Source organism: Bradyrhizobium guangxiense, assembly GCF_004114915.1.
Lineage (GTDB): Bacteria > Pseudomonadota > Alphaproteobacteria > Rhizobiales > Xanthobacteraceae > Bradyrhizobium > Bradyrhizobium guangxiense.
Map to the genome: position 1 here is coordinate 4,463,136 of NZ_CP022219.1, position 24,567 is coordinate 4,487,702.

Here is a 24,567-nt window from a genome sequence, read left to right on the forward strand (position 1 = left end):
CGATCGCCCTCGCCCATCCTACAAGCGAGGCATGGTTGAGACGACCTTTTTTCCGCGCCGCCTGATTCTCGGCGCCGCCATGATCTCAGGCGTGCTGCTGGCGCTCGCGGTGCACATGCTGGGCGCGCGCTACGGGCTCAACCTCGGCGGGCTCTGGCGCTCCGACACGCATGAGTTCATCCCCGCGGGCGCGGCGATCGCCTGGTGGCTGATTGCCACGGTCGGCTTTTCGGGCGGCTATTTCACCGCGACGCTGATGCAGAGCGCGGTGTCCGGCCAGATCCCGCAGCGGATGCGTCAGTTCCTGATCGCGGTCGGCGTGCTCCTGCTGGCGGGCGCGGGCCAAGTGGCCTCGGCACCGAGCCCGATCCCGACCGTCTCGGGCGTGCTGGCCGGGCTCGCCGCGCTGTGCCTCGGCGCCGTCATGGCGTTTTGCGGCGCCCATTTCGCGCTACGCCGCGGCTGACCCCGCTTAAGCCGACGCGCGCAGCCGCGGGCGGTCCAGCATCATCGTCACGTCGGAGGCGGGCCGCGGCCTGCTGAACAGATAGCCCTGCGCCTGGTTGCAGCCCTCGCGCCTGAGCAGCTCGAGCTGCGCGTCGTTCTCGACGCCTTCCGCCGTGGTGACGATGCCGAGGCTGCGGCCGAGGCCGGTCACGGCGCGGATGATCGCCATGGAGTCCTCGCGCGTCGCCAGCTCCGACACGAACGAGCGGTCGATCTTGATCTTGTCGAACGGGAAGCTGCGCAGATAGCTCAGCGACGAATAGCCGGTGCCGAAATCGTCGAGCGAGATCCGCAATCCCATGCCGCGCAGGTCGTGCAGGGTGGTCAGCGTCGCCTCGCTGTTCTGGAGCAGCACCGATTCGGTGATCTCGAGCTCGAGGCGATGCGCATCGAGTCCAGAAGCGGCCAACGCCTCGGTCACGGACGCGATCAGGTTCGGATTCTTGAACTGCACCGGCGACAGATTGACGGCGAGGTCGACATCGTCCGGCCAGGTGGCCGCGTCGACGCAGGCGGAGCGCAGCACGAACTCGCCGAGCTGGACGATCAGTCCGGTCTCCTCGGCCAGCGGGATGAAGTCGACGGGAGCGATGAGGCCGCGCTGCGGATGGTTCCAGCGCAGCAGCGCTTCGAAGGCGACGACGCGGCCGCTGACGACGTCGCGGATCGGCTGGTAATAGGGCTCGAACTCGCCGCGTTGCAGCGCCGCGCGCAGATCCATTTCCAGAAGGCGCCGTGCCTGCGCGCGGGCATCCATGCCGGCCTCGAAGAAGCGATAGGTGCCGCGGCCGTCCGCCTTGGCGCGATAGAGCGCGAGGTCGGCGTTTTTCAGCAATTCGTCCGGGTCGCTGCCATCCTGCGGCGACAGCGAGATGCCGATCGAGACGCCGATCACGATCTGATGATCGTCGATGTCGTAGGGCGCCGAGATCACCTCGACGAGACGGCGGGCGAGCGATCTCGCAGCCGCTTCCTCGGAGCGTCCGATCTGGACCACGGCGAACTCGTCGCCGCCGAGCCGCGCCACGGTGTCGCTTTCGCCGACGGCGGCCGCCAGCCTGCGGCCGACCTCCTTCAGCAGCGCATCGCCGATGGGATGGCCGAGCGAGTCGTTGATGTCCTTGAAATGATCGAGATCGAGACAGAGTACGGCGAGCTGATCGCCCGACCTGGTCCGGCGCAGTCCCTGCTCGAGCTGCTCGTGGAACAGCACGCGGTTCGGCAGGCTGGTCAGCGCGTCGTGGCGCGCCATGTGCGAGATCTTGGCCTGCGCCTCCAGCCATTCGGTGATGTCCTCGAAGGTCGCAACCCAGCCGCCACCCTGCATCGGCTGGTTGACAACCCGGATGGAGCGGCCGAACCGGTTGACGACGTCGGTCGTGGTGCGGCCCTCGCGCGCGTCGGCGACGAGGCGGGGGAAGAATTCATCCGCGTCGCCCTGCCAATGCCCCTTGGCCTGCTCCTCCCGTAATACGTCGACCAATAGGCGGCCGATGAGTGCGATGTCGGTGCGGCGAAGCATCGCCGCGTAGCGCTCGTTGAACAGGATGATCTTGCCGTCGGCGTCGAACATGCACAGCCCCTGCGACATGTTCTCGAGCGCCGTGTCCAACACCATTTGCTGGGCCCCCAATTGGCCCCTGGCACGGCGGTCGAGCAGCGCAGCCACGAGCGCGATCGCGATGATCGCAACCGCAGCGCTGGCGGTGAGGAAGGACAGCGAGGCCGGCGGGATCGATAGGCCGCTGATCGCCAGCGTCGGATCCGGCGTCAGCAACACGGCGCCCATGGCCGTGAAATGATGCGCGACGATGGCGACCGTCAGCAGGGCCGTCGCCGTCAGCGCATGGAAGAGGTCGTCGCGTCGCGCCGCCACGAACAGGGCAAGTGCCGCAAAGACGATTCCGGACAGGACCGAGACGGCGACCGTGCCGCCGATCCAGTCCACTCGCGCCGGTATCTCCAGCGCCGCCATGCCGGTGTAATGCATCGCGGCGACACCGGCGCCGACGATGGCCCCGCCAAGGACGATCCACACCGCACGCACGGACGACACGGCGATGCTCAGCCCCACGAAGGTCACGGAGATGGCAAAGATCAGCGACAGGATCGTCACCGGGATGTTGTAGGCGCCCGCACCTCCCGGCCCGTAGGCCAGCATCGCGATGAAATGCGTCGCCCAGATGCCGCATCCGCTGACGGCGGCATCGAGGCCGATCCAGGCAAGACGCCCGAGGCCCTGCACCGCGCGCGCCCGGTGGAACAGGCTGATCGCCGCCGCGCTGGCGAGCAGACACACCGCGCCGCCAAGCGCGACCAGCCGCAAATCGTGCTCTTCGGTGAGACAGTAGAGAACTTGATACATCGTGGGCCCCTATGGACCCGCACTTGAACCGACAGAGGTGGACGATCGGTAACCGGCTACAATGCCGGTCCGCAAATGGTAAATGGCGAATATGTGGGTTCTCTCATATTGTTCACTTTCGCGCCGGTGCACCGCGGCCGATCACCGCCGCAGCCAGCAACAACACCGCCGCTGAAATGACCAACGACAAATGCAGGCGTTCCATGACGCGCCTGCCCCGCGCTCAGCGATCCAAATAATGCGACGCCGAGAATGCTGCCACTCTGCCGCGTCGCGTTGAGCACACGATGCCGTCGCCCGGCTTGACCGGGGGACTCCGCGGCGGGGGTTGTGAAATCCAATCGGTGCCGCGGTGTATTGGATGCCCCTTCGCGGGCCTGACACCGGATGGCGACCGCAACAGAAGCGCCGCGCCGATGATCGCGCGGCGCTTCGATCACGACACCTTCATCAGCTCGCCGCGCGCAGGTTCACCTTGCTCTCGGCGAGCGTCGTCAGCTTCTTGTCGGTCGCCTTTTCCTCCTCGAGCGTCTTGGCCAGCACGCTGGCGCAATCATTCCGGCCGAGCTGCTTGGCCCAGGCGATCAGGCTGCCGTAACGGACGATCTCGTAATGTTCGGCGGCCTGCGCCGCGTTGATCAGCGCAGCATCGAGCACCGCCTTGTCGGCGACTTCGCCGGCGGTTTCGTCGGCTTCCTCGATGATGCCGTCGATCGCCGGGCAGTCGACCGCCTTCACGGCGACGTCATGCATCTTGAACACTTCCTCGAGCCGCGCGACGTGCTGCTTGGTTTCCTCAAGGTGCGTCAAAAAGCCCTGTTTCAGCTGCGGATCGGTGGCCTTGCTTGCCATTTTCGGCAGCGCCTTGGTCAGCTGCTGCTCGGCGTAATAGATGTCTTGAAGCTGGTGCACGAACAGGTCGTTCATGGTCTTGATGTCTTTTGTGAACAGTCCCATCGTTCCGTCCTCTTCCGGTTTCTGGAACATGAAGGCGGCGGCTCTCGCGAAAAGCCGCTCATTCCGCCATGTTCGGTTGCTGATGGGGCCACAACGAGTGCGCGGCATCGACGTTCCAAAAAGACCGCATCGCTTGCGCTGGAACAATGCGGACCGCGCCGGGATCTGCAATCATGCCAACATAAGAAATGCGCGTGCCGGGCCGGTTTCACGACTCATATGCTTAACGCGCCTCCGATGTGAACCGCATGTGACAGAAGTGGCCGGTCCGACGCAGAACCTATTGTTGTCAAGGGCTGCAAAAGCCGCTGTTTTTGCCTTAAATGAGCTGGATCATGCCTAGCGATCGATGCCTGCCTTTGGCCATGATCGTACCCGACCGGCCAATGCCTGGCCCGGTCGGTCTTGCCCCCCGCTGGGAGGATGAATGCACGGACTGCTGCCCGCGCTGAAGCGCGGCTTCAAGAAATGGATCGGTTGGCGTCGGCTCGGAGTTGCCGCGAGCATCTTCATCATCGCCTTCGCGATCACCACGCTGGTGCGGACCCTCAAGGGCATCGATACCGGGGTCATCCTGACGGCGTTAACCGAGATTCCCCGCGGGAGTATCGGGATGGCGGCAGTCTGCGTGTTTTTCGCGTTCTGTACGCTGACCTTTTACGACTTTTTTGCACTGCGAACGATCGGCAAGAAGCACGTGCCTTATCGCATCGCGGCGCTCTCCAGCTTCACGTCCTATTCGATCGGCCACAACATCGGCGCCACCGTCTTCACCGGCGGTGCGATCCGCTTCCGGATCTATTCCGACTACGGACTGAACGCGATCGACGTCGCAAAGATCTGCTTCCTGTCGGGCCTGACCTTCTGGCTCGGTAACATCTTCGTGCTCTCGATCGGCATGGCGATCCATCCGGATGCCGCCTCCTCGATGGATCAGCTGCCCTCGTCGCTCAACCGGCTGATCGCGCTTGGCGGCCTCGCCTCGATCATCGCCTACCTGGTCTGGCTCAGCATGGGCGAGAAGCGGCGCGAGCTCGGCCAGAAGGGCTGGAAGGTGGTGCTGCCGTCGGCTCCGCTGACGCTGGTCCAGATCCTGATCGGCGTGATCGATCTCGGCTTCTGCGCCACCGCGATGTACCTCCTGATGCCGGCCAATCCGCCGATCGACTTCATGTCGCTTGCCGTGGTGTTCATCCTGGCGACGCTGCTCGGCTTCGCCAGTCACGCCCCCGGCTCGATCGGCGTGTTCGATGCCGCCATGCTGCTGGCACTACCCGAATTCGGCCGCGAGCAGCTTCTGGCGACGCTGCTGGTGTTCCGCATCCTCTATTTCGTGATCCCGTTCGGCCTCGCCATCTCCATCATGGGCACGCGCGAGCTCTGGATGAACGTGGTCGAGCCCTGGCAGGAGCGGCGGCGGCTGGCGGAGGCCTGCGCGCAGGCCAATCTGCCCAAAGAGGTAACGCCAATGGAGCGCGAGCGGCTGCTGCGGCAGGCCAACAAGCGCTAAGGCACGCGGCTAGACAAAGGTTGCGGCCGGAAGGGCGATCGTCTCTTATTTCCGCCTCAACTTTGCCGTTGAAGACGCGGGCCATGATCCCTGTATTCCTTCGTACCCTTTCCGCAGGCGCCCTGCTGCTGGCCGGGCTTTTGACCATTTTGCCGGCCGAGCGCGCCGCCGCTCAGGACGCCGGTCCCCTGCAGATCAGCTGGGAGGTGCGTAACCGCTTCCGGCTGTTCCGCGAGGAGCGCGACTTCCTGCTCCATGTCGAGAATGCGCGTAACCGCAGCATCCTGGCCGCCGAGCAATCGCTGGAGCTCCAGAGCGAAGGCCGCGGCTGGGCCCGCAACATGGTCAACCGCCTCTGCATCGACCTTCAGGGCCGCGTCAACCAGCCCTGCACCCGCGACAACACCAAGGAAAACTACCTCACCCCGATCGACCATCCCGTCACCGTGCGCCTCGTTGGCGCCGTGCCGGTCGGCGCCACCTGCGCCTGGTCGTTCGACGACGGCGACGGTCCGCAACAATCGACCTTCGACTGCGCCGAGCCGATCAATCTGCGCGTCCGCTACGGCAAGCAGACGGTCGCAACAGTCGACGTCTCCTCCGGCTCCGACCCGACCCAGCGCGTCCAGACGGAGATCCAGGTCCGCGACATCTTCATCGCCGGCCTCGGGGACAGCATCGCCTCGGGCGAAGGCAATCCCGACCGGCCGCTGGCGCTGTCGGATGAAGGCTTCTGCTTCCGTTCCTATCTCGGCACGGCTGGCGCGCAGTACTCCCGGCCGAGCCGCCACGGCTTCAAGGGCGGCCGCGCCTGCGAGGCGCCCGACACGCTCGCGAACTGGCAGCGCTACAGCGCACTCTGGTTCAATGCACCCTGCCACCGCTCGCTGTACAGCTACCAGACCCGCACCGCGCTGGCGCTCGCGGTGCGCTACACCCACATCGCCGTGACCTACCTGCCGCTCGCCTGCACCGGCGCCAGCATCGGCGACGGGCTGCTCGGCTCGCAGCGCGCCCGCGAATGCCCGCCCGGCAAGTCCGGCGTCTGCAACACCAGCGTGACCGCGCAAGTCGCCGAACTGCGCGAGGCCCTGACCGCCGCGAAGAAGCGCCAGCCAGACCGCACGCTCGACCTCGTTCTGCTATCGGTCGGCGCCAACGACGTCTATTTCTCCGGACTCGTCGCCGACGTCATCGTCGACACCGCGACCGAGCGAGCGCTGTTCCGCCGCTCCGGCGTGATGGCGAGCGTCGACGATTCCCGCGACGCGCTGGCGCGCGAGCTGCCGCAGAACTTCGTCAAGCTGCGCGAGGCACTGAAGCCGCTGGTCGGCGGCGACCTCTCGCACGTGGTCTACGTCTCCTACGCCAATCCCGCGCTCGCCGACGGCGGCGTGCCCTGCCGCGGCGGCCGGGCCGGCTTCGACATCCATCCATCCTTCAACGCCGATCCGCAGCGCCTTGCCCGCGTCTCGACCTTCGTCGATACCGAGTTCTTGCCGCAACTGAAGGGGCTCGCCACCTGCACGCGCGGCGCGCTGTGTCGCGATCAGGAGTCCGACCGCATGACCTTCGTCGATGCGCATCAGGCCGCGTTCGCCGATCACGGCTTCTGCGCGCATTCCGGCAATGATCCCGAATTCGACCGCAGCTGCTTTGCCGAGAACGGCCAGAGCTTCAATCCTGATATCGTCAGCGCGGCGAGCCAGCCGATGCTGTGCGGCCGCGGCGCCTCTGAGTATCGCGCCTATCTGCCGCGCGCGCGCTGGATCCGCGACGCCAATGACAGCTATTTTGCCGCGATGACCTATCCGCAAGGCTTGCCGGCGGCGAGCCAGCCGACCGACATTCACGACGCGACCTGGGGCGTGCTCTCCGCCGTCTATGGCGGCGCAGTGCATCCGAGCGCCGAAGGCCACGCCGCGATGGCGGATGCGGCACTGCCGGCCGCAAGCGCCATGCTCGGGCTGGATGCCGTACCGCCGAACGTGACGCGCGGGTTTTTGCCGCAATTGTTGCCGAGCGCGCAGCAGTAGGGGCGCAAGCGCCGTAGCCCGGATGACCGAAAGCGAAATCCGGGACAACTCTCCCCGCATGTAGGGCTACGCTGCCGCCACACTCTCGGTGTCATCGCCCGCGCAGGCGGGCGATCCAGTAATCCGAGACACCTGTGATTGAATCGAGAAGCCGCAGCGTACTGGATTCCCCGCCTTCGCGGGGAATGACAGTTTAAGTGCGCAGCACCAGCTTGCTCACGCATCACAACGGTCGTTCCCCTCATCCGCCGTTCCATCAATCCAAAAACGGCATCGATCGATACTGCCTTCAACTTGGACACTTCGCCGCGCGCGCCTCTAGGAGTCGCCTTGAGGAAATGTTCGAGTCAAGGAGGCGCCCGATGAGCGCAGTGGTGTCCGCAGCGGACGCGAGGAGGACCCGCGTCAGGCTGCTCATCGTGACCATGTTGTTCCTGGTCACCACGGTGAATTATGCCGACCGCGCCACGCTGTCGATTGCAGGCCCCGCGCTCTCCAAGGAGCTGCATCTCGATCCCGTCGCCATGGGCTGGATCTTCTCGGCATTCGGCTGGTCCTATGTCGTGGCGCAGGTGCCGGGCGGCTGGCTGCTCGACCGCTACGGCTCGCGCCTCGTCTATGCCTTCAGCATCATCATCTGGTCGCTGTTCACGTTGATGCAGGGCTGGGTTGGCTTCCTCAGCGCCGGGACCGCCGTCGTCGTGCTGTTCGCGCTGCGCCTACTTGTCGGCGTCGCGGAAGCGCCGTCCTTCCCCGCCAATGCCCGCATCGTCGCGGCGTGGTTTCCGGGCAACGAGCGCGGCACCGCGTCGGCCTTCTTCAATTCGGGGCAGTATTTCGCCACCGTGATCTTCGCGCCGCTGATGGGCTGGATCGCGCACGCCTATGGCTGGCGCTTCGTGTTCTTCGTGATGGGCGCGCTCGGCATCGTCATGGGCCTGGTCTGGCTCAAGACCATCTACGGCCCGAAGGAGCATCCCTCGATCAACGAGGCCGAATTCGACTACATCAAGGAAGGTGGCGCGCTGGTCGATCTCGATGCGCCCAAGGACGATCTGCCCCGCGCGCGTGCGCCCGAGGCCGGCTCCGGCTGGGACCACATCCGCCAGCTGCTCTCCAACCGCATGATGCTCGGCGTCTATCTCGGCCAGTACTGCATCAACACGCTGACCTATTTCTTCCTGACCTGGTTTCCGGTCTATCTCGTCAAGGAGCGCGGCCTGTCGATCCTGCAGGCCGGCTTCGTCGCGACGCTGCCGGCGCTGTGCGGCTTCATCGGCGGCGTGCTCGGCGGCATCATCTCCGATGCGATCCTGCGCCGGACCGGCTCGCTGACCATGGCGCGCAAGATCCCGATCGTCGGCGGCATGCTGCTGTCGATGTCGATCATCGCCTGCAACTATGTCGAGGGACAGGCGCTGGTGGTCGGCTTCATGGCGCTCGCCTTCTTCGGCAAGGGCATCGGCGCGCTCGGCTGGGCGGTCGTCTCCGACACCTCGCCGAAGGAAGCCGGCGGCGTCTCGGGCGGCCTGTTCAACACCTTCGGCAATTTGTCCTCGATCACGACGCCGATCGTGATCGGCTACATCCTCGCCGCGACCGGCTCCTTCAACGGGGCGCTGGTGTTCGTCGGCCTCAACGCGCTGGTGGCGGCATTCGCCTATCTCGTCGTCGTCGGCAAGATCGAGCGGGTGACGCTCAAACGTTCCTCCTGAGGGCTCCCATGGGAGCTTGACCAGGCAACTCAACGGCGGCCCCAAAAGCCGCCGTCTTTGTTTTGGGGGTGATCGATGCTAGAAGTGCCGGGGAAACGCCTTATTCATCTAAGGCATGTATCGATGTTCGACCTCAACCAGCTCCGCTGTTTCGTCACAGTGGCGGAGGAATTGCATTTCGGCCGCGCCGCTGTGCGGCTGAACATGACACAGCCGCCGCTATCCCGGCAGATCCAGGTGCTCGAGCACATCATCGATGCCCCGCTGTTGGAGCGCACCAGCCGCTCGGTCCGGCTCACTCCTGCCGGGCGCAGCTTCCTGCCGGAGGCGCGCCGCATCCTCAAGCTTGCCGAAAGCGCTTCGCAGGTCGCCCGCCGCATCGCGCTCGGCAAGACCGGCTCGCTGAAGATCGGTTTCACCGCGGCCGCGGCCTATGGCTTCCTGCCCGAGCTCGTCGCCGCCTGTCGCGCCAGGCTGCCCGAGGTGGACTTCTCGCTGAAGGAGATGGTGTCGGGCGATCAGTTCGAGGCGCTGACCTCGGGCCAGATCGACGCCGGCCTGCTCAGGCCGCCAATCGCGCGCCCCGAGCTCGCCAGCCGCCGCGTCGTCGCCGAGCCCCTGCTCGCCGCGATCCCGAAGAAGCATCCGCTCGCCAATGCCGACAGCATCACCATCAAGGATTTCGACGACCAGCCCTTCGTGATGTATTCGCCCTATGAGAGCCGCTACTTCCACGACCTGCTGGTGGCGCTGTTCACCCGCGCCGACGTGCTGCCGCGCTACGTCCAGCACCTCAGCCAGATCCACTCGATCCTCGCCATGGTGCGCGCCGGCCTCGGCCTTGCCATCGTGCCGGCGGCGGCTGCGAGCCTGAAGATTTCCGACGTGCGGCTGCGGCCCCTGAAGCTGCGCACGCGCGTTCCCGTCGAGCTGTTCATGGTCTGGCGCCGCGAGGACGAGAATCCGCTGCTGTCGGCGCTGGTCAAAATCGCCGGTGAATTGTCCTCCGCGGAGGTGGCGGAAGATTGATGCTGATTTCGCATCGGTCGATATAGGCTTTGGCTTGGACCCGCATCGAACGGTCTCCTAAACCACGGCGCATGGACGCGCAGGCCTCATGGTTCGCGTCCTCCACAACACGCACGAAGGGAGCAGCGCCCGTGAGCAAGATGACCCCGCAGGAAATGGCCCAGAAGATCGGATCGGGCCTCCTGTCCTTCCCCGTCACGCCGTTCAAGGCTGACTACTCCTTCGACGAGGCGACCTACCGCGCCAACATGGACTGGCTGTGCGGCTACGAGGTTGCCGGCCTGTTCGCCGCCGGCGGCACCGGCGAGTTCTTCTCGCTAACGCCAACCGAGGTTCCTGAAGTCGTCAAGGTCGCGGTCGAGGAGACCAAGGGTCGCGTGCCCGTGCTCGCCGGCACCGGCTACGGCACCGCGATCGCCCGCGAGATCGCGATCGGTGCGGAAAAGGCCGGCGCCGACGGTCTCCTGCTGCTGCCGCCCTATCTCACCCATTCCGAGCAGGATGGCCTTGCCGCCCATGTCGAGGCGATCTGCGCCGCCGTGAAGATCGGCGTCATCGTCTACAACCGCGATAACGCGATCCTGCAGCCCGATACGCTGGCCCGCCTTGCCGAACGCTGCCCGAACCTCGTCGGCTACAAGGACGGCATCGGCGACATCGAGCTGATGACCCGCGTCTACACCAAGCTCGGCGATCGCCTCACCTATGTCGGCGGCCTGCCGACCGCGGAGACCTTCGCGCTGCCCTATCTCGACATGGGCGTGACCACCTATTCGTCGGCCGTGTTCAATTTCGTGCCGGAGTTCGCGACCAATTTCTACACGGCCGTACGCAAGCGTGACCACGCCACCATCCAGGCCGGCCTGAAGAATTTCATCCTGCCGCTGATCGCGATCCGCAACCGCAAGAAAGGTTATGCGGTCTCGATCATCAAGGCTGGCATGAAGGTGATCGGCCGCGACTCCGGTCCGGTCCGTCCGCCGCTCACCGACCTCACCGAGCAGGAGATCGCGGAGCTGACCGCTCTCGTCGAGAAGCTTCCCGCCGCACGATCGTCACAACAGGCTGCAGAATAGCAGCAAACAAGAGGAGGAGCGTGCGATGGCCCAGACTGAGATCTCTGGCGCACCGGTCGTCACGGCGATGCAGGTGATCCCGGTTGCGGGCCGCGACAGCATGCTCCTCAACCTCAGCGGCGCGCACGCGCCGTTCTTCACCCGCAACATCGTCATCCTCACCGACAATGCCGGCCACACTGGCGTTGGCGAGGTGCCGGGCGGGCAGAAGATCTGGCAGACGCTGCAGGACGCGCGCGACCTCGTGATCGGCAAAACCGTCGGCGCGATGAACAACATCCTCGCCGACGTTCGCACCGCCTTCGCCGACCGCGATGCCGGCGGCCGCGGCAAGCAGACCTTCGATCTCCGCGTCATGATCCACGCGGTCACGGCGATCGAATCCGCGCTGCTCGACCTGCTCGGCCAGCATCTGGGCCTGCCGGTCGCAGCCCTGCTCGGCGAGGGCCAGCAGCGCAACAGCGTCGAGACGCTCGGCTACCTCTTCTTCGTCGGCGACCGGCGCAAGAGCAAGCTCGACTACGTCACGGGCGAAACTGGCAAGCCTGAGTGGTTCAACCTCCGCCATCAGGAGGCGATGACCCCGGAGACCATTGTCCGGCTCGCCGAAGCCACCCACGACCATTACGGCTTCGTCGACTTCAAGCTGAAAGGCGGCGTGCTGCGCGGCGAGCAGGAGATCGAGGCGGTCACGGCCATCGCAAAGCGCTTCCCGAGCGCACGGGTGACGCTCGACCCCAACGGCGCCTGGTCGCTGGACGAGGCGATCAGCCTCTGCAAGGGCATGCACGGCATCCTCGCCTATGCCGAGGACCCCTGCGGCGCCGAGGCCGGCTTCTCCGGCCGCGAGATCATGGCCGAGTTCCGCCGCGCCACGGGGCTGCCGACCGCGACCAACATGATCGCGACCGACTGGCGGCAGCTTTCCCATGCGCTGCGCTTGGGCGCGGTGGACATTCCACTGGCTGATCCCCATTTCTGGACCATGCAAGGCTCGGTGCGCGTCGCCCAGACCTGCCGCGACAACGGCCTGACCTGGGGCTCGCACTCCAACAACCATTTCGACATTTCGCTGGCGATGTTCACCCATGTCGGAGCCGCCGCCCCCGGCAAGGCCACCGCGATCGACACCCACTGGATCTGGCAGGACGGCCAGGCGCTGACCAGGGAGCCGCTCCAGATCAAGGGCGGCAAGATTGCGGTCCCGGACCGGCCGGGCCTGGGTATCGAAATCGACAGGGCCGCTATCGACGCGGCGCATGACCTCTACAAGCAGCATGGACTTGGCGCCCGGGATGACGCTATTGCCATGCAGGAGCTGATCCCAGGCTGGACCTTCGACGACAAGCGTCCCTGCCTCGTGCGTTAAAATACTTCAGGCATGATCCCGGAAAAGTGGACACCGGTTTTCCGATCAGGATCATGCCCTTGAACATGGAGGAAAAGATGACTGCGATCCTGAAGAACTTCATCGGCGGCGAATGGGTCGACGGCTCCGGCGTCACCAGGAACATCAACCCCTCCAACACCAACGACGTCGTCGGCGAATACGCCAAGGCCGACAAGGCGCAGACCGAGAAGGCCATCGCCGCCGCCAAGGCCGCCTTCCCGGCCTGGTCGCAGTCGACGCCGCAGGCGCGCTTCGACGCACTGAACAAGGTTTCGCTCGAGATCCTCGCCCGCAAGGAAGAGCTCGGCCGCCTGCTCGCGCGCGAGGAAGGCAAGACCCTGCCCGAGGGCATCGGCGAGGTCGCCCGCGCCGGCCAGATTTTTGCGTTCTTCGCCGGCGAGGCGCTGCGCCTGATCGGCGAGAAGGGTGCCTCCGTCCGTCCCGGCCTCGACGTCGAGCTCACCCGTGAGCCGGTCGGCGTCGTCGGCATGATCACGCCCTGGAATTTCCCGATCGCGATTCCCGCCTGGAAGATCGCGCCGGCGCTCTGCTACGGCAACACGGTGGTGTTCAAGCCGGCCGAGCTGGTGCCGGGCTCGGGCCACGCGCTCGCCGAAATCATCCCCCGCTCCGGCATTCCCGCCGGCGTGTTCAACCTCGTGGTCGGCTCCGGCTCGGTGGTCGGCCAGACTCTGCTCGATCACCCGGACGTGGCCGCGATCTCCTTCACCGGCTCGGTGCAGACAGGGCGCAAGATCGCGCAGGCCTGCGTGCTCTCAAATCCCATGAAGAAGTTCCAGCTCGAGATGGGCGGCAAGAATCCGCTGGTCGTGCTCGACGACGCGGACCTGAAGACCGCCGTCGAGGTCGCCGTCAACGGCGCCTATTTCTCGACCGGCCAGCGCTGCACCGCATCGTCCCGCCTGATCGTCACCGAGGGCATCCATGACCGCTTCGTCGCGGCAATGGCCGAGCGCCTGAACAGCCTGTCGGTCGACGACGCGCTCAAGGCCGGCGTGCATATCGGCCCCGTGGTCGACCAGAGCCAGCTCGACCAGGACCTGCGCTACATCAAGATCGGCCAGGACGAGGGCGCCAAGCTCGCCTTCGGCGGCGAGCTGCTCAAGCGCGAGAACCCCGGCCATTATTTGCAGCCGGCGCTGTTCACCGAGGCCAACAACAACATGCGCATCGCGCGCGAGGAAATTTTCGGCCCCGTCGCCGCCGTCATCCGCGCCAAGAACTACGAGGAGGCGCTGGCGATCTCCAACGACACCGAGTTCGGCCTCGCCTCCGGCATCTGCACCACCAGCCTGAAATACGCCTCGCACTACAAGCGCAACAGCGAGTCCGGCATGGTGATGGTCAATTTGCCGACCGCCGGCGTCGACTATCACGTGCCGTTCGGCGGCCGGAAGGGCTCGAGCTACGGCGCCCGCGAGCAGGGCTCCTACGCACGCGAGTTCTACACCACGGTGAAGACGGCCTATACGTTCCCGGGCTGAGACACCGTAGGGATCGTAGAGTGGGTTAGCGCAGCGTAACCCACCAATATCTGTGTCCGCGGAAGCAGACGAGGTGGGTTACGCTGCGCTAACCCACCCTACAAATCCGGAATCCTCGATGGACCAGGACGTCGCAGCGAAAGAGCAGCCCCGTTACATCAAGCTCAACGAGCGCGACAATGTCGCGATCGTGGTCAATGATTTCGGGCTTCCCGCCGGCTCCCGCTTCGCCTGCGGTCTGACGTTGCGCGCCTTCGTGCCGCAGGGGCACAAGACGGCTTTGGTCGACATCGCGGAAGGCGCACCGATCATCCGCTACGGCGAGATCATCGGCTATGCGCTGTCGCCGATCCTGGCCGGCGAATGGGTGGACGAGGCGCGCATCCGCATGCCGGAGGCCCCTGCCCTCGACAAGCTCGAGATCTCCACCGCCGTCCCCGCCCCGCTGCCGCCGCTCGAAGGCTTCACCTTCGAAGGCTATCGCAATCCGGACGGCTCGGTCGGCACCAAGAACATCCTCGGCATCTCCTCCTCCGTGCAATGCGTCAAGGGCACGATGGAATATGCGGTCAAGCGCATCCGCACCGAGCTGCTGCCGAAATACCCTAACGTCGACGACGTCGTGCCGCTGACCCATGCCTATGGCTGCGGCGTCGCCATCACCGCGCCCGACGCGGTGGTGCCGATCCGCACGCTGCAGAACCTCGCGCTCAACCCGAATTTCGGCGGCGAGATCCTGGTCGTCGGCCTCGGCTGCGAGAAGCTCGCGCCCGAACGGCTGGTGCCGGAGGGCGTGAACGATGCCATCGTGCGCATGCAGGACGAGGCTTTCGACGGCTTCGGCGCGATCGTCGAGGCGATCATGACCCAGGCCGAGGCCCGCCTGAAGGTGCTCAACACCCGCAAGCGCGAGATCTGTCCGGCGTCCGATCTCGTCATCGGCCTGCAATGCGGCGGCAGCGACGCCTTCTCCGGCGTCACCGCGAACCCAGCCGTCGGCTTCGCCGCCGATCTCCTGGTGCGCGCCGGCGCCACCGTGATGTTCTCGGAAGTGACGGAAGTGCGCGACGCCATCCAGCTGCTCACCCGCCGCGCGATCAACGAGGATGTCGGCCGTGCGCTGGTGCGCGAAATGGCCTGGTACGATTCCTATCTCGCCCGCGGCGGCGCCGACCGCAGCGCCAACACCACGCCCGGCAACAAGAAGGGCGGCCTCGCCAACATCGTCGAGAAATCATTGGGCTCCATCGTGAAGTCCGGCTCCTCCGCCATCACCGGCGTGCTGTCGCCCGGCGAGAAGGCGACGCAGAAGGGCATGCTGTTCGCGGCAACGCCCGCGTCCGACTTCATCTGCGGCACGCTGCAGCTCGCCTCCGGCATGACCTTGCAGGTGTTCACCACCGGCCGCGGCACGCCCTACGGGCTTGCGGCGGCGCCCGTGATCAAGGTCGCGACACGCAGCGAGCTCGCGCGGCGATGGAAGGACCTGATCGACTTCGATTCAGGCAGCATCGCCACCGGCGAGAAGACCATCGAGGAATGCGGCTGGGACCTGTTCCGCCTCATCCTCGACGTCGCCTCCGGCCGCACCAAGCCATGGTCGGACCGCTGGGGCATCCACAACGATCTCACCCTGTTCAATCCGGCGCCGGTGACCTGAGCGCCGACACCGGCTTCACTGCCCCTCGATCAGATGCATGTCACCTAGCGTGACGGGCAGACTGCGCGTGATGAGGTCGACAACTGCCGCGCGCAAGCGTTCGCTCGACGCAGAACTGCCGAACGTCTCGTCGACCGGCCCGCTCGGACCGGCGAGCCGCATGGTTCCGGTGTTATCGAGCGGCGCGGCCGCTCGCTTCTCGATCACGTCGAATGACTTGCCGTCGATGACGCGGACTTCATACAGCGCGTGGATCAAACCGTAATCCGCGAGCAGCGTCCGGTATTCGGCAAGCCCAACGCCCTCGACGTTGCGACCGTTGCCGAGTTTCGATCTCGCCCGGGTGATGATGATGTACGCATCCAACCCCTGCGGGGTGACATCGCTGCGAACCAGCTCCTTGAACGGATCGCTGCGCAACAGATTGACGGGCGCAACCGCCGAATCCCTGATGGCAGCGAACGCGGCGCGCCTGTAGCTGACCGGCCGCGCGCGGAAACGTCCGTCCAGCAGTCTGGTCGCCTGCTGGACGATCAACTCGTCCAGCGCCCACGCGCTGATCGACAGGCTTTGCGCGGTGGCGCCCAGTCGGGTCAGACCGGCTTGAGTCAGGCTCATCTCCTCGCCGATGGCGGAGACGATGCCGACGGTCTTGATCGCCTGGAGCCGGCTCGCGCGCGTCTCGAACGCCGCGGCCGCGCCGAGGGCGACGCAAGCGGCTGCGAGGCCGATCCATAGAAAAGCAATGCGGCGCATGGTGGCTCATCGAATCCTGAAATCGAACGAATAGGACGCGCCGAGGCCGATCGTCGTCTGGTTCGACGATCCCCGCAGCTTCACCAGCGGGCTGTCCGCGGCATCGCCCAGCAGCTTCTCGTATTCGACATAGGCATGGACCTCCCACTGCGGATTGATGCGATAGGAGATCTGGCTGCCGAAGCCGACCGAGTGCGCGCCGCCTTTGGCATCGTACATCGGCAGCCCCGACGCCAGCGCCTGCGCGGCATCGACGCCGAAATACGGCGCGGTCGCCTTGGTGCTCTTCCACGTAAAGCGCGGGCCGGCGGAGATCGTGAGCCTCTGGATCAGCGGCACGATGACGTCGGCGGAGATGTCGGCCACCGTCCCGGTGTGACCACCCACGCCCTGGCGCAATTCGCTACGCAGGCGCAGCCAGTCGACCGGATAATACTCGACGAAGCCGCCCAGCTCATACGCAGCCTTGACGTCGCCGAGACCGGTCAGCTCGGCATATTTGTCGCTCTTGCGCGACGAGACAAACTTGAATGCAGGACCCGCGCGAAAATTTCCGACGTCGAGCAGCGCGACGCTGGCGCTGTCGCGCGGCCCGCGAAACTGGTCGATCGATCCGGCACGACGGATGGTGAAGATCGGGATCGGAAGGAACTTGCCGTTCTTCGATCCGACGAAGTCAGGCGTGTACTCACCGCCGATGCCGACCATGACCGTCCAGTTTCCCGACGGCGACGGCAGCATCGGCAGCTCGAATGGCGGCGCCGGCAGCGTGAACGCGGTCTGCGCCGACGCTGACTGAGGGATCGCGGTGATTGCGCCGAGTGCGGCAAGGAAGGCGGTCGTCAGCCGTGCATTCACCGTGAGGCGGAGAGCGGCTTCGTCGAGATGCGTCATTGCGGGGCCCCGGACCGGCCTTGCTGGCCTGGTCGACTGATGTGGTTCGGAGCCCCAGCATGTGGTCCGGCAAAATTGCCCCAAGATTGCAAGGCGAGAGCCGCTGGCCGATCCGCTGCCGGTGTGCGCCGGTCGCGGGCCGCCGAACCAACATTGCCCGAACATTGCCGGGACGCCCTCATGCGTCGAGACTTTGAGCGGCAATACCGGTTGGCTGCTTCGCTCCTGCCTTTTATTCGCCAAGCTGGCTGCCTTAATGGGAACCCTGCGACGAGCCGAAATGCCAGATTTCGGCCAGGGAGCGGCACGCTCGGGGCTGTGTTGCCCAGCAAAGTTAAGGACGACCCGCGTGCGCTCCCTCGTGATCGAAGACGAACCGCAGATCGGCGCCTATGTCAGCCGCCTGCTCGGGCAATTGCACGGGATCGTCGACCTCGTCGGCTCGATCGCCGATGCCCGCCAGGCGCTGGACAACTTCAAATATGATCTCGCGATCGTCGATCGCATGCTGCCAGACGGCGATGCACTCCAGGTGGTCACGGCGCTGAGCCAATCGCCGGAGCGCCCAGCGATCATCATGCTGACCTCCAAGGACGCCAAGGAGGATGTCGTCGATGGCCTCAACAGCGGCGCCGACGATTATCTCGGCAAGCCGTTCGAGCCGCAGGAATTGATCGCACGCGTGCGCGCCGTGCTGCGGCGGCCCCGCCTGCTCGCGCCTTCAGTGCTGTCGCTCGGTAATGTCGAGCTGCACCTCGGCAGCAACGAGGCGGTGGTTGCCGACACCAGGATCCTGCTGCGGCGGCGCGAGGCCCTGATCTTAGGGGCGCTGCTGATGCGGCGGGACCGCCTCATCACCCGCGCCGCCCTGATCGAGGAGATCTACGGCTTCGACGACGAGATCGAATCCAACACGCTCGAAGCGCAGGTGTCGCGCCTGCGCAAGAAACTGGCCGAGCTCGGCGGCGACGTCGAGATCCGCAGCATGCGGGGCATCGGTTACATCCTGCGGCTGGCAACGCCGCGATGACGTCGATCGCCCGGACCTTCGCGATCTCGCTCGGCATCGCCGCGACGACGATCTTCCTGACCATGCTCGGCATCTTCATCTGGCGGTATCCGACCGAGGAACGCGAGTTCAGGTCCTGTCAGGTCGTGGCTGCCGTTCTCGATCGCGCGACGGTCATCGAAGGGCAAAGACTGACGGTACGTTCGACTCCTGCCCTTGAGGAATTGAAGGCGGACAGCCCAAACCTCTGGTACGTCGTGTCCGCGGGCGACCTGCTCAGCGAATACGGCAGCGAACATCGGCCTGCGCTCCCCTTCGTATTCCCCTACCACGGGCCCGTCGGCTCGTCCGTCTTCAGCACGCTCGATCAGAACAGCACTTTCTGTCTCTCCGCTGTACAACGGGGCTCGTTGCGGCTCGCGATGATGGTCGGCGAGCCTCAGGTTCGCTTTGCCCGGATTGCAAGGACGTTTCTCCTCCGCAGGGTCTATTCGATCGCCCTGGTGGCGCTGGCCTTTGCCGCGACCGTCGCGATCGGCTCGGCGCTTGCCGCACGTTTCGTCTCACGCGGGATCGAGCGGGGCGCGCGTCGCGCCCTCGCGATCGATCCCTCGGCCCCGCAAGGATTGATATCGCTGTCCGAAGTCCCCTCCGAGCTGAAGCCGCTGGTCGAGGCGCTGAACCGCGCCTTCGGCGAGATCGACGCCTATATCAGGATGCAGCGCCGCTTTCTCGGCAACGCCGCCCATCAGCTCCGCACGCCGCTAACCCTGCTCCGCGCGAAGGTCGAGGACGTGTCCGAGCCGGCCCTCAAGGCCGAATTGGTCCGCGATATCCGCCGCCTGACGTCGCTGGTCTCCGCCATGCTCGATCTGGCGCGGCTGCAGAACCATGCGATTGAGAAGCGGCCGATCGATCTCGGCGAAATAGCCCGTGACGTGCTGGCGGATTTCGGCCCCTCGGCGCTCGATGCCGGCATCGAGCTCGCGCTGGAGCAGGCCGAGCAAGCTCCATTCATGGTGCAAGGCGTGGATGCGGCGGTTCGCAGTGCTCTCGCCAATCTCGTCGGCAATGCGCTCATTCACGCCCGCGGCGCGCGACGCATCACCGCGACCCTGAGCGGCGACGGCATCTCAATTCACGATGACGGCGCAGGCCTGCCCCATGGCGGCGAACACGGGCTCCCCGAGCCGTTCCAGACCGGCAACACCGCCGGCGACGGCGCGGGCCTCGGCCTGTCGATCGTCCGCGAGATCATGACCGCCCATGACGGCGAATTGATCATCGCCTCTGCGCCCGGCCGTGGCACGACGATGAGCCTGCACTTTCCCCCCGCCACCGCGCCGGCGAGATCTCCGCAGTTCGATCTGCAAGAGCATTAAGCGAGGCGCATCGCCCGTCCGCGAAACAGTCCGGAAACATTGGCACGAAAAACTTCTTCCTGGTTTCGTCCTTTCGCGCCAAGCAACCAATTTGTACGCCGATAGCGACGGGAATGCCCGCACACGAGCGAACCTCTCCCTGCATCGTCACGACCAAACTCCGATTGCCATCTTCAACGGAGATTTTTCCAATGCGTGTTCTCACAATGATTGCCGTCGCCGGCGCCGTGATTGCGAGCTCGGCCTCCGCCTTCGCCGGCGAGCTTCCCTCTTATGAAGTGCAGTCGCTGCCGATCTCGGCGACACAGGTGCAGGTGCTCGGCGGTGCCGGCGTCGAGGAGCAGCCGGCCACGCCCACCATGATCGTCGCCGGCATGCCCGCCTCGCCCGTGCAGGTTTCGGTGCTGTCGCCGCGCGCGAAGCGGCTCGCCAGCGCAGGTTCGAGCAGCGACGCGCGCTAAGCAGCCTTCGCATCGCCTGCGGCGCCTGCATCTGATGCGGGCGCCGTCAGCTTTTACGTCATGCTGCCCGGCATGAAGCAGCGCACGCGCGGATGACCGTCGATATAGTGCTTCCACACCATGGTGCGGCCGATCTTGTTCGGCACCGTGATCACGGCGCCATCGGGCACCACGACCCACTCGTCGTCGATGCGGACGCGGTAGCGGCCGCGGTCGGACTCCCAGTCCACGTCGGCAATGACGTAGCCGTCAGCGTCGGAGCAGCATTGACCGAATTCGCTGTGCAGGCTTTCGAACCAGGGCTTGAGCGGCGAGTTGGCGTAGCGCCCGTCGTCGCGTGCCAGCGCTGAACTCGTCAGCAGGGCCGTCAGGCCCAGCAGCACGGCGGCACACTGTCTTGCAGATCCCATGTCGTCTCCGCGGTCGAAATGATCGCCGCGAGGCAAACGCCACCGTCTGCCCGCAACGCCGCGCGCGGCAGGCATGGAGACGGCGACTCGCTCCCCAGCGGCTTTGCCGACAGCTATGCAAATCCGGCGCCAGCGCGCATTCCGGGGAACTACTGGAGCAGGCTCGGCACGCATTCGCCTTTCGGCGAACGTGGCCGCAGAAGGGAATGACCGTGCGCCGAAGCTGCCGCCGATCAGGCAGGACTTTGCTTTGCGGACCCTACTGCTTCGGTGCCGGCGCCATCATGCCGCCGCCCTTCTTCGTGGCAGGCGCCGGCGGCTTCGCTGCGGCGGCTTTCGCAGGCAGATATTTCGCGACGATGGCGGGATCGACCTGGGCGATGTTGGCGTCAGGCAGACGCGTCCAGGTCTCGTCCTTGCCGAGCAGGGCGATGCCGAGATAGCCGCGCAGGGTCAGGGTCTGGCCGTCGGGACTGACCTTCATGTTGGCCTTCCAGATCTGGCCGTCGCGCGGATTGAGCACGTTGCCGCCTTCGTACTTCAATCCTTCGCGCGTCATGTTGCGGACGAAGGAGATACCGAGCACCGGCGCGTTCTTGCGGTCGTCGGTGCACTTGCTGCAGACCTCGTTCGGATTGTCGCCGGGCCGCGGAAAGGTCTTTGCGATCACACCTTCGAAGACGCCGTTGTGATCGATGAAGAGAAACCATCCGACCGTCTTGCCGTCTTCGACCTTCTGCCACAGGCCCGCCGCGGTGGGCTCGGCGGTCTGCGCCGCAGACGGCGTCGCCGTCGCGAGCGACAATGCGAGCGCGAGGAACGGGAGCAGCCGAAAGCTGGAGAAATTCCGCATTAGATCACCTTGCTAGTCCACGATCGGAATGGCCGCAGACTACGGCGATTTCGCGAACTGTTCCAGCACCAGAAACATGGGGCATCCCCTGCCCGCCCGCTTCCGTCAGTTGACACCGAGCTTCTTTTGCAGGCTGGAGGACGAGGTCGTGTACTGGAACACGAGCCGCTTCTCCGGATAGACATAGCGATGAGCTTTTTGCGACATCAGCGCGCCCTCGTGGAAGCCGCAAAGGATCAGCTTGATCTTGCCGGGATAGGTGTTGATGTCGCCGATCGCGAAGATGCCGGGCACGTTGGTCTCGAACGCGGATGTCTCGACCGGCACCAGGTTGTTCTCCAGCGCAATGCCCCAGTTCGCGACCGGACCCAGCTTCATGGTCAGGCCGAAGAACGGCAGCATGGTGTCGCAGGGGATTTCGGTGCTGCTGTTGTCATTGCCCTTCACGGTCGCCCCGGTGAGCTTGCCGCCGGTGCCGGACAGCGCCGTGACCTGGCCGAGCTTCAGATCCATCTTGCCGCCGGCAACCAGCGCGCGCATCTGCTCGACGCTGTGGGGCGCGGCGCGAAACTCGTCGCGCCGGTGCAGCAGCGTGATGCGCTTCGCAATCGGATGCAGATTGAGCGTCCAGTCGAGCGCGGAATCGCCGCCGCCGACGATCAGCACGTTCTTGTCGCGGAACGTCTCCATCTTCCGCACGGCATAATGCACCGACGTGCCTTCATAGGCCTCGATGCCCGGCACCGGCGGACGCTTGGGCTGGAATGAGCCGCCGCCGGCCGCGATCACCAGCACCTTGCATTCGAACACCTTGCCCGCATCCGTGGTGCAGCGGAACAAGGGATCGCCGATTTTCTCCACGGTCTCGACCATCTCGCCGAGATGGAAGGTCGGATGAAACGGCCTGATCTGCTCCATCAACGCATCGGTGAGACCCTGCCCTGAAACCTGCGGAATGCCGGGAATGTCGTAGATCGGTTTTTCCGGATAGAGCTCGGCGCACTGGCCGCCGACCTTGTCCAGGATGTCGACGAAATGCACCTTCATGTCGAGAAGGCCAAGCTCGAAGGCGGCGAACAGACCGCAGGGGCCGGCGCCAATAATCAGCACATCGGTTTTGATCGCGTCGCTCATGTCGTCTCTTTATCTGTCGTTGTCTGTTGGACGGCGCCCGGGGGGCAGAGGTGACCCTGCCTGTCTAGCCAACGGGGATGGATCAGGGAAGGCAGAAAAGCGGGAGCGCCCCGCAGCCGCGCCCACTTGCCGGGTCAGGATAACTGAGCTGTAACGGGCACGGATATGACGGAGATCAATCGGTGAACGCACCAAGCCGCCTCGACACGACGCCGCGTCTGGAGGACTTCCCCTTCCGCCTCAGCGACAACGTCCGCTTTGGCGATCTCGATCCCAACCAGCACGTCAACAACGCGGTCTACGCCACCTATTTCGAGACCGGTCGCGTCACGCTGATGAAGCTTCCCGAATACGGCCTGACCCCGCCGGGCCTGGCCTGGATCATGGTGCGGCTCGACATGCATTTTCGCGCCGAGTTGCACTGGCCGAACACGATCGAGCTCGGCCTCGGTGTGGTCAAGCTCGGACGAACGTCGGTGACCTTCGAACAGGTCGTGTTCTCGGAAGGAAGGTGCATCGCCTCGGCGACGTCGGTCGGTGTCCTGCTCGACGAGGCGACGCGTCGGCCGGCCCCGCTGACTGCGGAGGTGATCGAGAAGCTCAGACCCTGGCACAAGCGCGGCATCGAGGTCGCGCCGCCGAACGGTTAGTCTATCGCGGGAGGATCAGGCCTGGCGTTCCGGCGTCGTCACGACGAGACCGTCGAGATCGTCGGTGACCTTGATCTGGCAGGACAGGCGCGAATTGGGGCGCACGTCGAAGCCGAAGTCGAGCATGTCCTCTTCCATCGGCGTCGGGCTGCCGACCTTCTCGCGCCAGGCTTCGTCGACATACACGTGGCAGGTCGCGCAGGCGCAGGCCCCGCCGCATTCGGCCTCGACGCCGGGAATGCTGTTGCGGATCGCGGCTTCCATCACGGTTGCCCCGTTCTCGATTTCCACCGTGCGGGTTTCGCCCTTGTGGTCGACAAAGTGAATCTTGGCCATGTGTGCTCGTGCTGCCGCGGTGCTGGGAATGAAGGAGGGTCCGGGCTGTCCTATAACGGGTCGATCAGCCCGGCGCCATAGGGTTTTGATGTGACGTGAATCCCGCTTTGCGGCAAGAAAATGCGTCTCAAAACAAGAGACTACAGCCCGGTTCGGCGGCGCAGCTCAAGGCTTCAGGATCGCCTCGATGGCGGCGCGGGCCTCGGTCACCGCCTCCTTCAGCGCGGCCAAGGCGTGGCGCTGATTATGGCCGGTCTGGATCGCGGTCTCCAGGCTTGCTGCGGCATCTGCCACTGCAAAAGCGCCGATCCCGCGGGCCGAACCCTTGAGCTTGTGGGCCAGTGCGCCGGCCTCGGCCGGCAACGTCGCCATCGCCGCCATCAGGCGGACCGCCTGCTCGGCGAACATGGCCAGCACTTCCTGTTCCAGCTCGGCATCGCCGAGCGTCATCCTGGAGAGATGGTCGAGGTCGAGCGGGCTGTCGATGGGTGCAAGCGGGGGCGAGGGCATCCAGTCCATCCGTTGCAGTTCAGGCGTCATGGCGCAGGCCCCGGCATCGCGCGACGGTTCCGCCGGTGCGGCGGTGATTCACCTCACCCAAGCACGGAAATGGTTAATGAAATGTTTGGGGTCAGAGACGCAGTTATGCCTGCTTATTGACGAAAAGTTGCCGCAATCGACCGAGTTCGGTGGAGAATTGTATTTATTGCTAAGGCGTTACGGCGCGATGCTGTTAACGATGATTAAGAATGTCTTAATCGCGGGCATTTCATTCGCCACGCTCTGCCAATAGGATGTTGCAGAAATTGGCGGACAAGCCGTTCGGGTGGGGACGGCTCGGAGATCCGCGCAAGCGGCATGATCCGGTCTGTGGGCTTGCGCAGCGCGCAGGGCTCGCGGGGGGACGCGTACAAGTAACGAGGGCTCGGACT

General features: G+C 65.3%; 23 protein-coding genes. 14 read left to right on the forward strand and 9 right to left on the reverse strand.

The genetic code is table 11. The annotated features are described in order from the left end of the window. Positions 1–31: 31 nt before the first annotated feature. A complete protein-coding gene (locus tag X268_RS21445) occupies positions 32–466 on the forward strand; it encodes a hypothetical protein (protein WP_128926756.1) in 435 nt (144 codons plus the stop codon). A 6-nt stretch (positions 467–472) separates the two neighbouring features. Here the strand turns inward: X268_RS21445 and X268_RS21450 are convergent, their stop codons facing one another. Both X268_RS21450 and X268_RS21460 read right to left on the reverse strand, forming a co-directional pair. Then, the gene (locus tag X268_RS21450) at positions 473–2,872 is read right to left on the reverse strand and encodes a bifunctional diguanylate cyclase/phosphodiesterase (RefSeq protein WP_128926757.1); all 2,400 of its coding nucleotides are present in this window, start codon (positions 2,870–2,872) and stop codon (positions 473–475) included. A 450-nt stretch (positions 2,873–3,322) separates the two neighbouring features. Further along, complete coding sequence (locus tag X268_RS21460; RefSeq protein ID WP_128926758.1) at positions 3,323–3,829, reverse strand: YciE/YciF ferroxidase family protein; 507 nt, start codon at positions 3,827–3,829, stop codon at positions 3,323–3,325. Between the two features lie 427 nt (positions 3,830–4,256). On the opposite strand from X268_RS21460, the gene X268_RS21465 reads away from it, so the two are divergent. The 8 genes from X268_RS21465 (at position 4,257) to garD (ending at position 15,750) form a co-directional block, all read left to right on the forward strand. Beyond that, a complete protein-coding gene (locus X268_RS21465) occupies positions 4,257–5,339 on the forward strand; it encodes a lysylphosphatidylglycerol synthase transmembrane domain-containing protein (RefSeq protein WP_128926759.1) in 1,083 nt (360 codons plus the stop codon). Positions 5,340–5,422: 83 nt separating this feature from the next. Further along, positions 5,423–7,375 (forward strand): SGNH/GDSL hydrolase family protein, encoded by a 1,953-nt coding sequence (locus X268_RS21470; protein WP_128926760.1) that lies wholly within the window; start codon positions 5,423–5,425, stop codon positions 7,373–7,375. 362 nt (positions 7,376–7,737) lie between these two features. Then, the gene (locus X268_RS21480) at positions 7,738–9,090 is read left to right on the forward strand and encodes an MFS transporter (protein WP_128926761.1); all 1,353 of its coding nucleotides are present in this window, start codon (positions 7,738–7,740) and stop codon (positions 9,088–9,090) included. Positions 9,091–9,213: 123 nt separating this feature from the next. Next, positions 9,214–10,119: a LysR family transcriptional regulator gene (locus X268_RS21485; RefSeq protein ID WP_128926762.1), complete on the forward strand. Its 906-nt coding sequence runs from the start codon at positions 9,214–9,216 to the stop codon at positions 10,117–10,119. A gap of 131 nt (positions 10,120–10,250) precedes the next feature. Continuing rightward, the gene (gene kdgD / locus X268_RS21490; protein WP_128926763.1) at positions 10,251–11,195 is read left to right on the forward strand and encodes a 5-dehydro-4-deoxyglucarate dehydratase; all 945 of its coding nucleotides are present in this window, start codon (positions 10,251–10,253) and stop codon (positions 11,193–11,195) included. A gap of 25 nt (positions 11,196–11,220) precedes the next feature. Continuing rightward, on the forward strand, positions 11,221–12,564 hold the full coding sequence (gudD, locus tag X268_RS21495) for a glucarate dehydratase (protein ID WP_128926764.1): 1,344 nt from the start codon (positions 11,221–11,223) through the stop codon (positions 12,562–12,564). A gap of 77 nt (positions 12,565–12,641) precedes the next feature. After that, positions 12,642–14,090, forward strand: coding sequence for an aldehyde dehydrogenase family protein (locus X268_RS21500; RefSeq protein ID WP_128926765.1), 1,449 nt, complete (start codon positions 12,642–12,644; stop codon positions 14,088–14,090). A gap of 118 nt (positions 14,091–14,208) precedes the next feature. Continuing rightward, a complete protein-coding gene (gene garD, locus X268_RS21505; RefSeq protein WP_128926766.1) occupies positions 14,209–15,750 on the forward strand; it encodes a galactarate dehydratase in 1,542 nt (513 codons plus the stop codon). Positions 15,751–15,765: 15 nt separating this feature from the next. Here garD and X268_RS21510 read toward each other — a convergent pair whose 3' ends face one another. Together X268_RS21510 and X268_RS21515 are read right to left on the reverse strand one after the other, a co-directional pair. Further along, positions 15,766–16,506, reverse strand: a complete 741-nt coding sequence (locus X268_RS21510; protein WP_128926767.1) for a hypothetical protein — start codon at positions 16,504–16,506, stop codon at positions 15,766–15,768. A 6-nt stretch (positions 16,507–16,512) separates the two neighbouring features. Next, positions 16,513–17,400: a MipA/OmpV family protein gene (locus X268_RS21515; protein WP_164937850.1), complete on the reverse strand. Its 888-nt coding sequence runs from the start codon at positions 17,398–17,400 to the stop codon at positions 16,513–16,515. A gap of 349 nt (positions 17,401–17,749) precedes the next feature. Between X268_RS21515 and X268_RS21520 the strand changes: the two genes are divergently transcribed. The 3 genes from X268_RS21520 (at position 17,750) to X268_RS21530 (ending at position 20,252) form a co-directional block, all read left to right on the forward strand. Then, positions 17,750–18,430, forward strand: a complete 681-nt coding sequence (locus X268_RS21520; RefSeq protein ID WP_128926768.1) for a response regulator transcription factor — start codon at positions 17,750–17,752, stop codon at positions 18,428–18,430. Next, positions 18,427–19,791 carry a sensor histidine kinase gene (locus tag X268_RS21525; RefSeq protein ID WP_128926769.1) on the forward strand — a complete coding sequence of 455 codons (1,365 nt, stop codon included), beginning with the start codon at positions 18,427–18,429 and terminating at the stop codon, positions 19,789–19,791. Before X268_RS21520 ends, X268_RS21525 begins: the two co-directional genes overlap by 4 nt. Positions 19,792–19,982: 191 nt before the next feature. Next, on the forward strand, positions 19,983–20,252 hold the full coding sequence (locus X268_RS21530) for a hypothetical protein (RefSeq protein ID WP_128926770.1): 270 nt from the start codon (positions 19,983–19,985) through the stop codon (positions 20,250–20,252). 53 nt (positions 20,253–20,305) lie between these two features. Here the strand turns inward: X268_RS21530 and X268_RS21535 are convergent, their stop codons facing one another. The 3 genes from X268_RS21535 to X268_RS21545 all read right to left on the reverse strand — a co-directional run bounded on the left by X268_RS21535 (position 20,306) and on the right by X268_RS21545 (position 22,649). Next, the gene (locus X268_RS21535) at positions 20,306–20,662 is read right to left on the reverse strand and encodes a hypothetical protein (RefSeq protein WP_128926771.1); all 357 of its coding nucleotides are present in this window, start codon (positions 20,660–20,662) and stop codon (positions 20,306–20,308) included. A 259-nt stretch (positions 20,663–20,921) separates the two neighbouring features. Further along, the gene (locus X268_RS21540; RefSeq protein WP_128926772.1) at positions 20,922–21,515 is read right to left on the reverse strand and encodes a DUF2147 domain-containing protein; all 594 of its coding nucleotides are present in this window, start codon (positions 21,513–21,515) and stop codon (positions 20,922–20,924) included. A gap of 105 nt (positions 21,516–21,620) precedes the next feature. Beyond that, positions 21,621–22,649, reverse strand: a complete 1,029-nt coding sequence (locus X268_RS21545) for an NAD(P)/FAD-dependent oxidoreductase (RefSeq protein ID WP_128926773.1) — start codon at positions 22,647–22,649, stop codon at positions 21,621–21,623. 182 nt (positions 22,650–22,831) lie between these two features. Here X268_RS21545 and X268_RS21550 point away from each other — a divergent pair, with 182 nt between their 5' ends. Then, on the forward strand, positions 22,832–23,299 hold the full coding sequence (locus tag X268_RS21550) for an acyl-CoA thioesterase (protein WP_128926774.1): 468 nt from the start codon (positions 22,832–22,834) through the stop codon (positions 23,297–23,299). Positions 23,300–23,314: 15 nt separating this feature from the next. Here the strand turns inward: X268_RS21550 and X268_RS21555 are convergent, their stop codons facing one another. After that, positions 23,315–23,635 carry a 2Fe-2S iron-sulfur cluster-binding protein gene (locus X268_RS21555; protein WP_028137518.1) on the reverse strand — a complete coding sequence of 107 codons (321 nt, stop codon included), beginning with the start codon at positions 23,633–23,635 and terminating at the stop codon, positions 23,315–23,317. Positions 23,636–23,800: 165 nt separating this feature from the next. Then, on the reverse strand, positions 23,801–24,175 hold the full coding sequence (locus tag X268_RS21560; RefSeq protein ID WP_128926775.1) for an Hpt domain-containing protein: 375 nt from the start codon (positions 24,173–24,175) through the stop codon (positions 23,801–23,803). On the opposite strand from X268_RS21560, the gene X268_RS21565 reads away from it, so the two are divergent. Next, a complete protein-coding gene (locus X268_RS21565; protein ID WP_128926776.1) occupies positions 24,174–24,428 on the forward strand; it encodes a hypothetical protein in 255 nt (84 codons plus the stop codon). The genes X268_RS21560 and X268_RS21565 overlap by 2 nt on opposite strands. Positions 24,429–24,567: the final 139 nt, after the last annotated feature.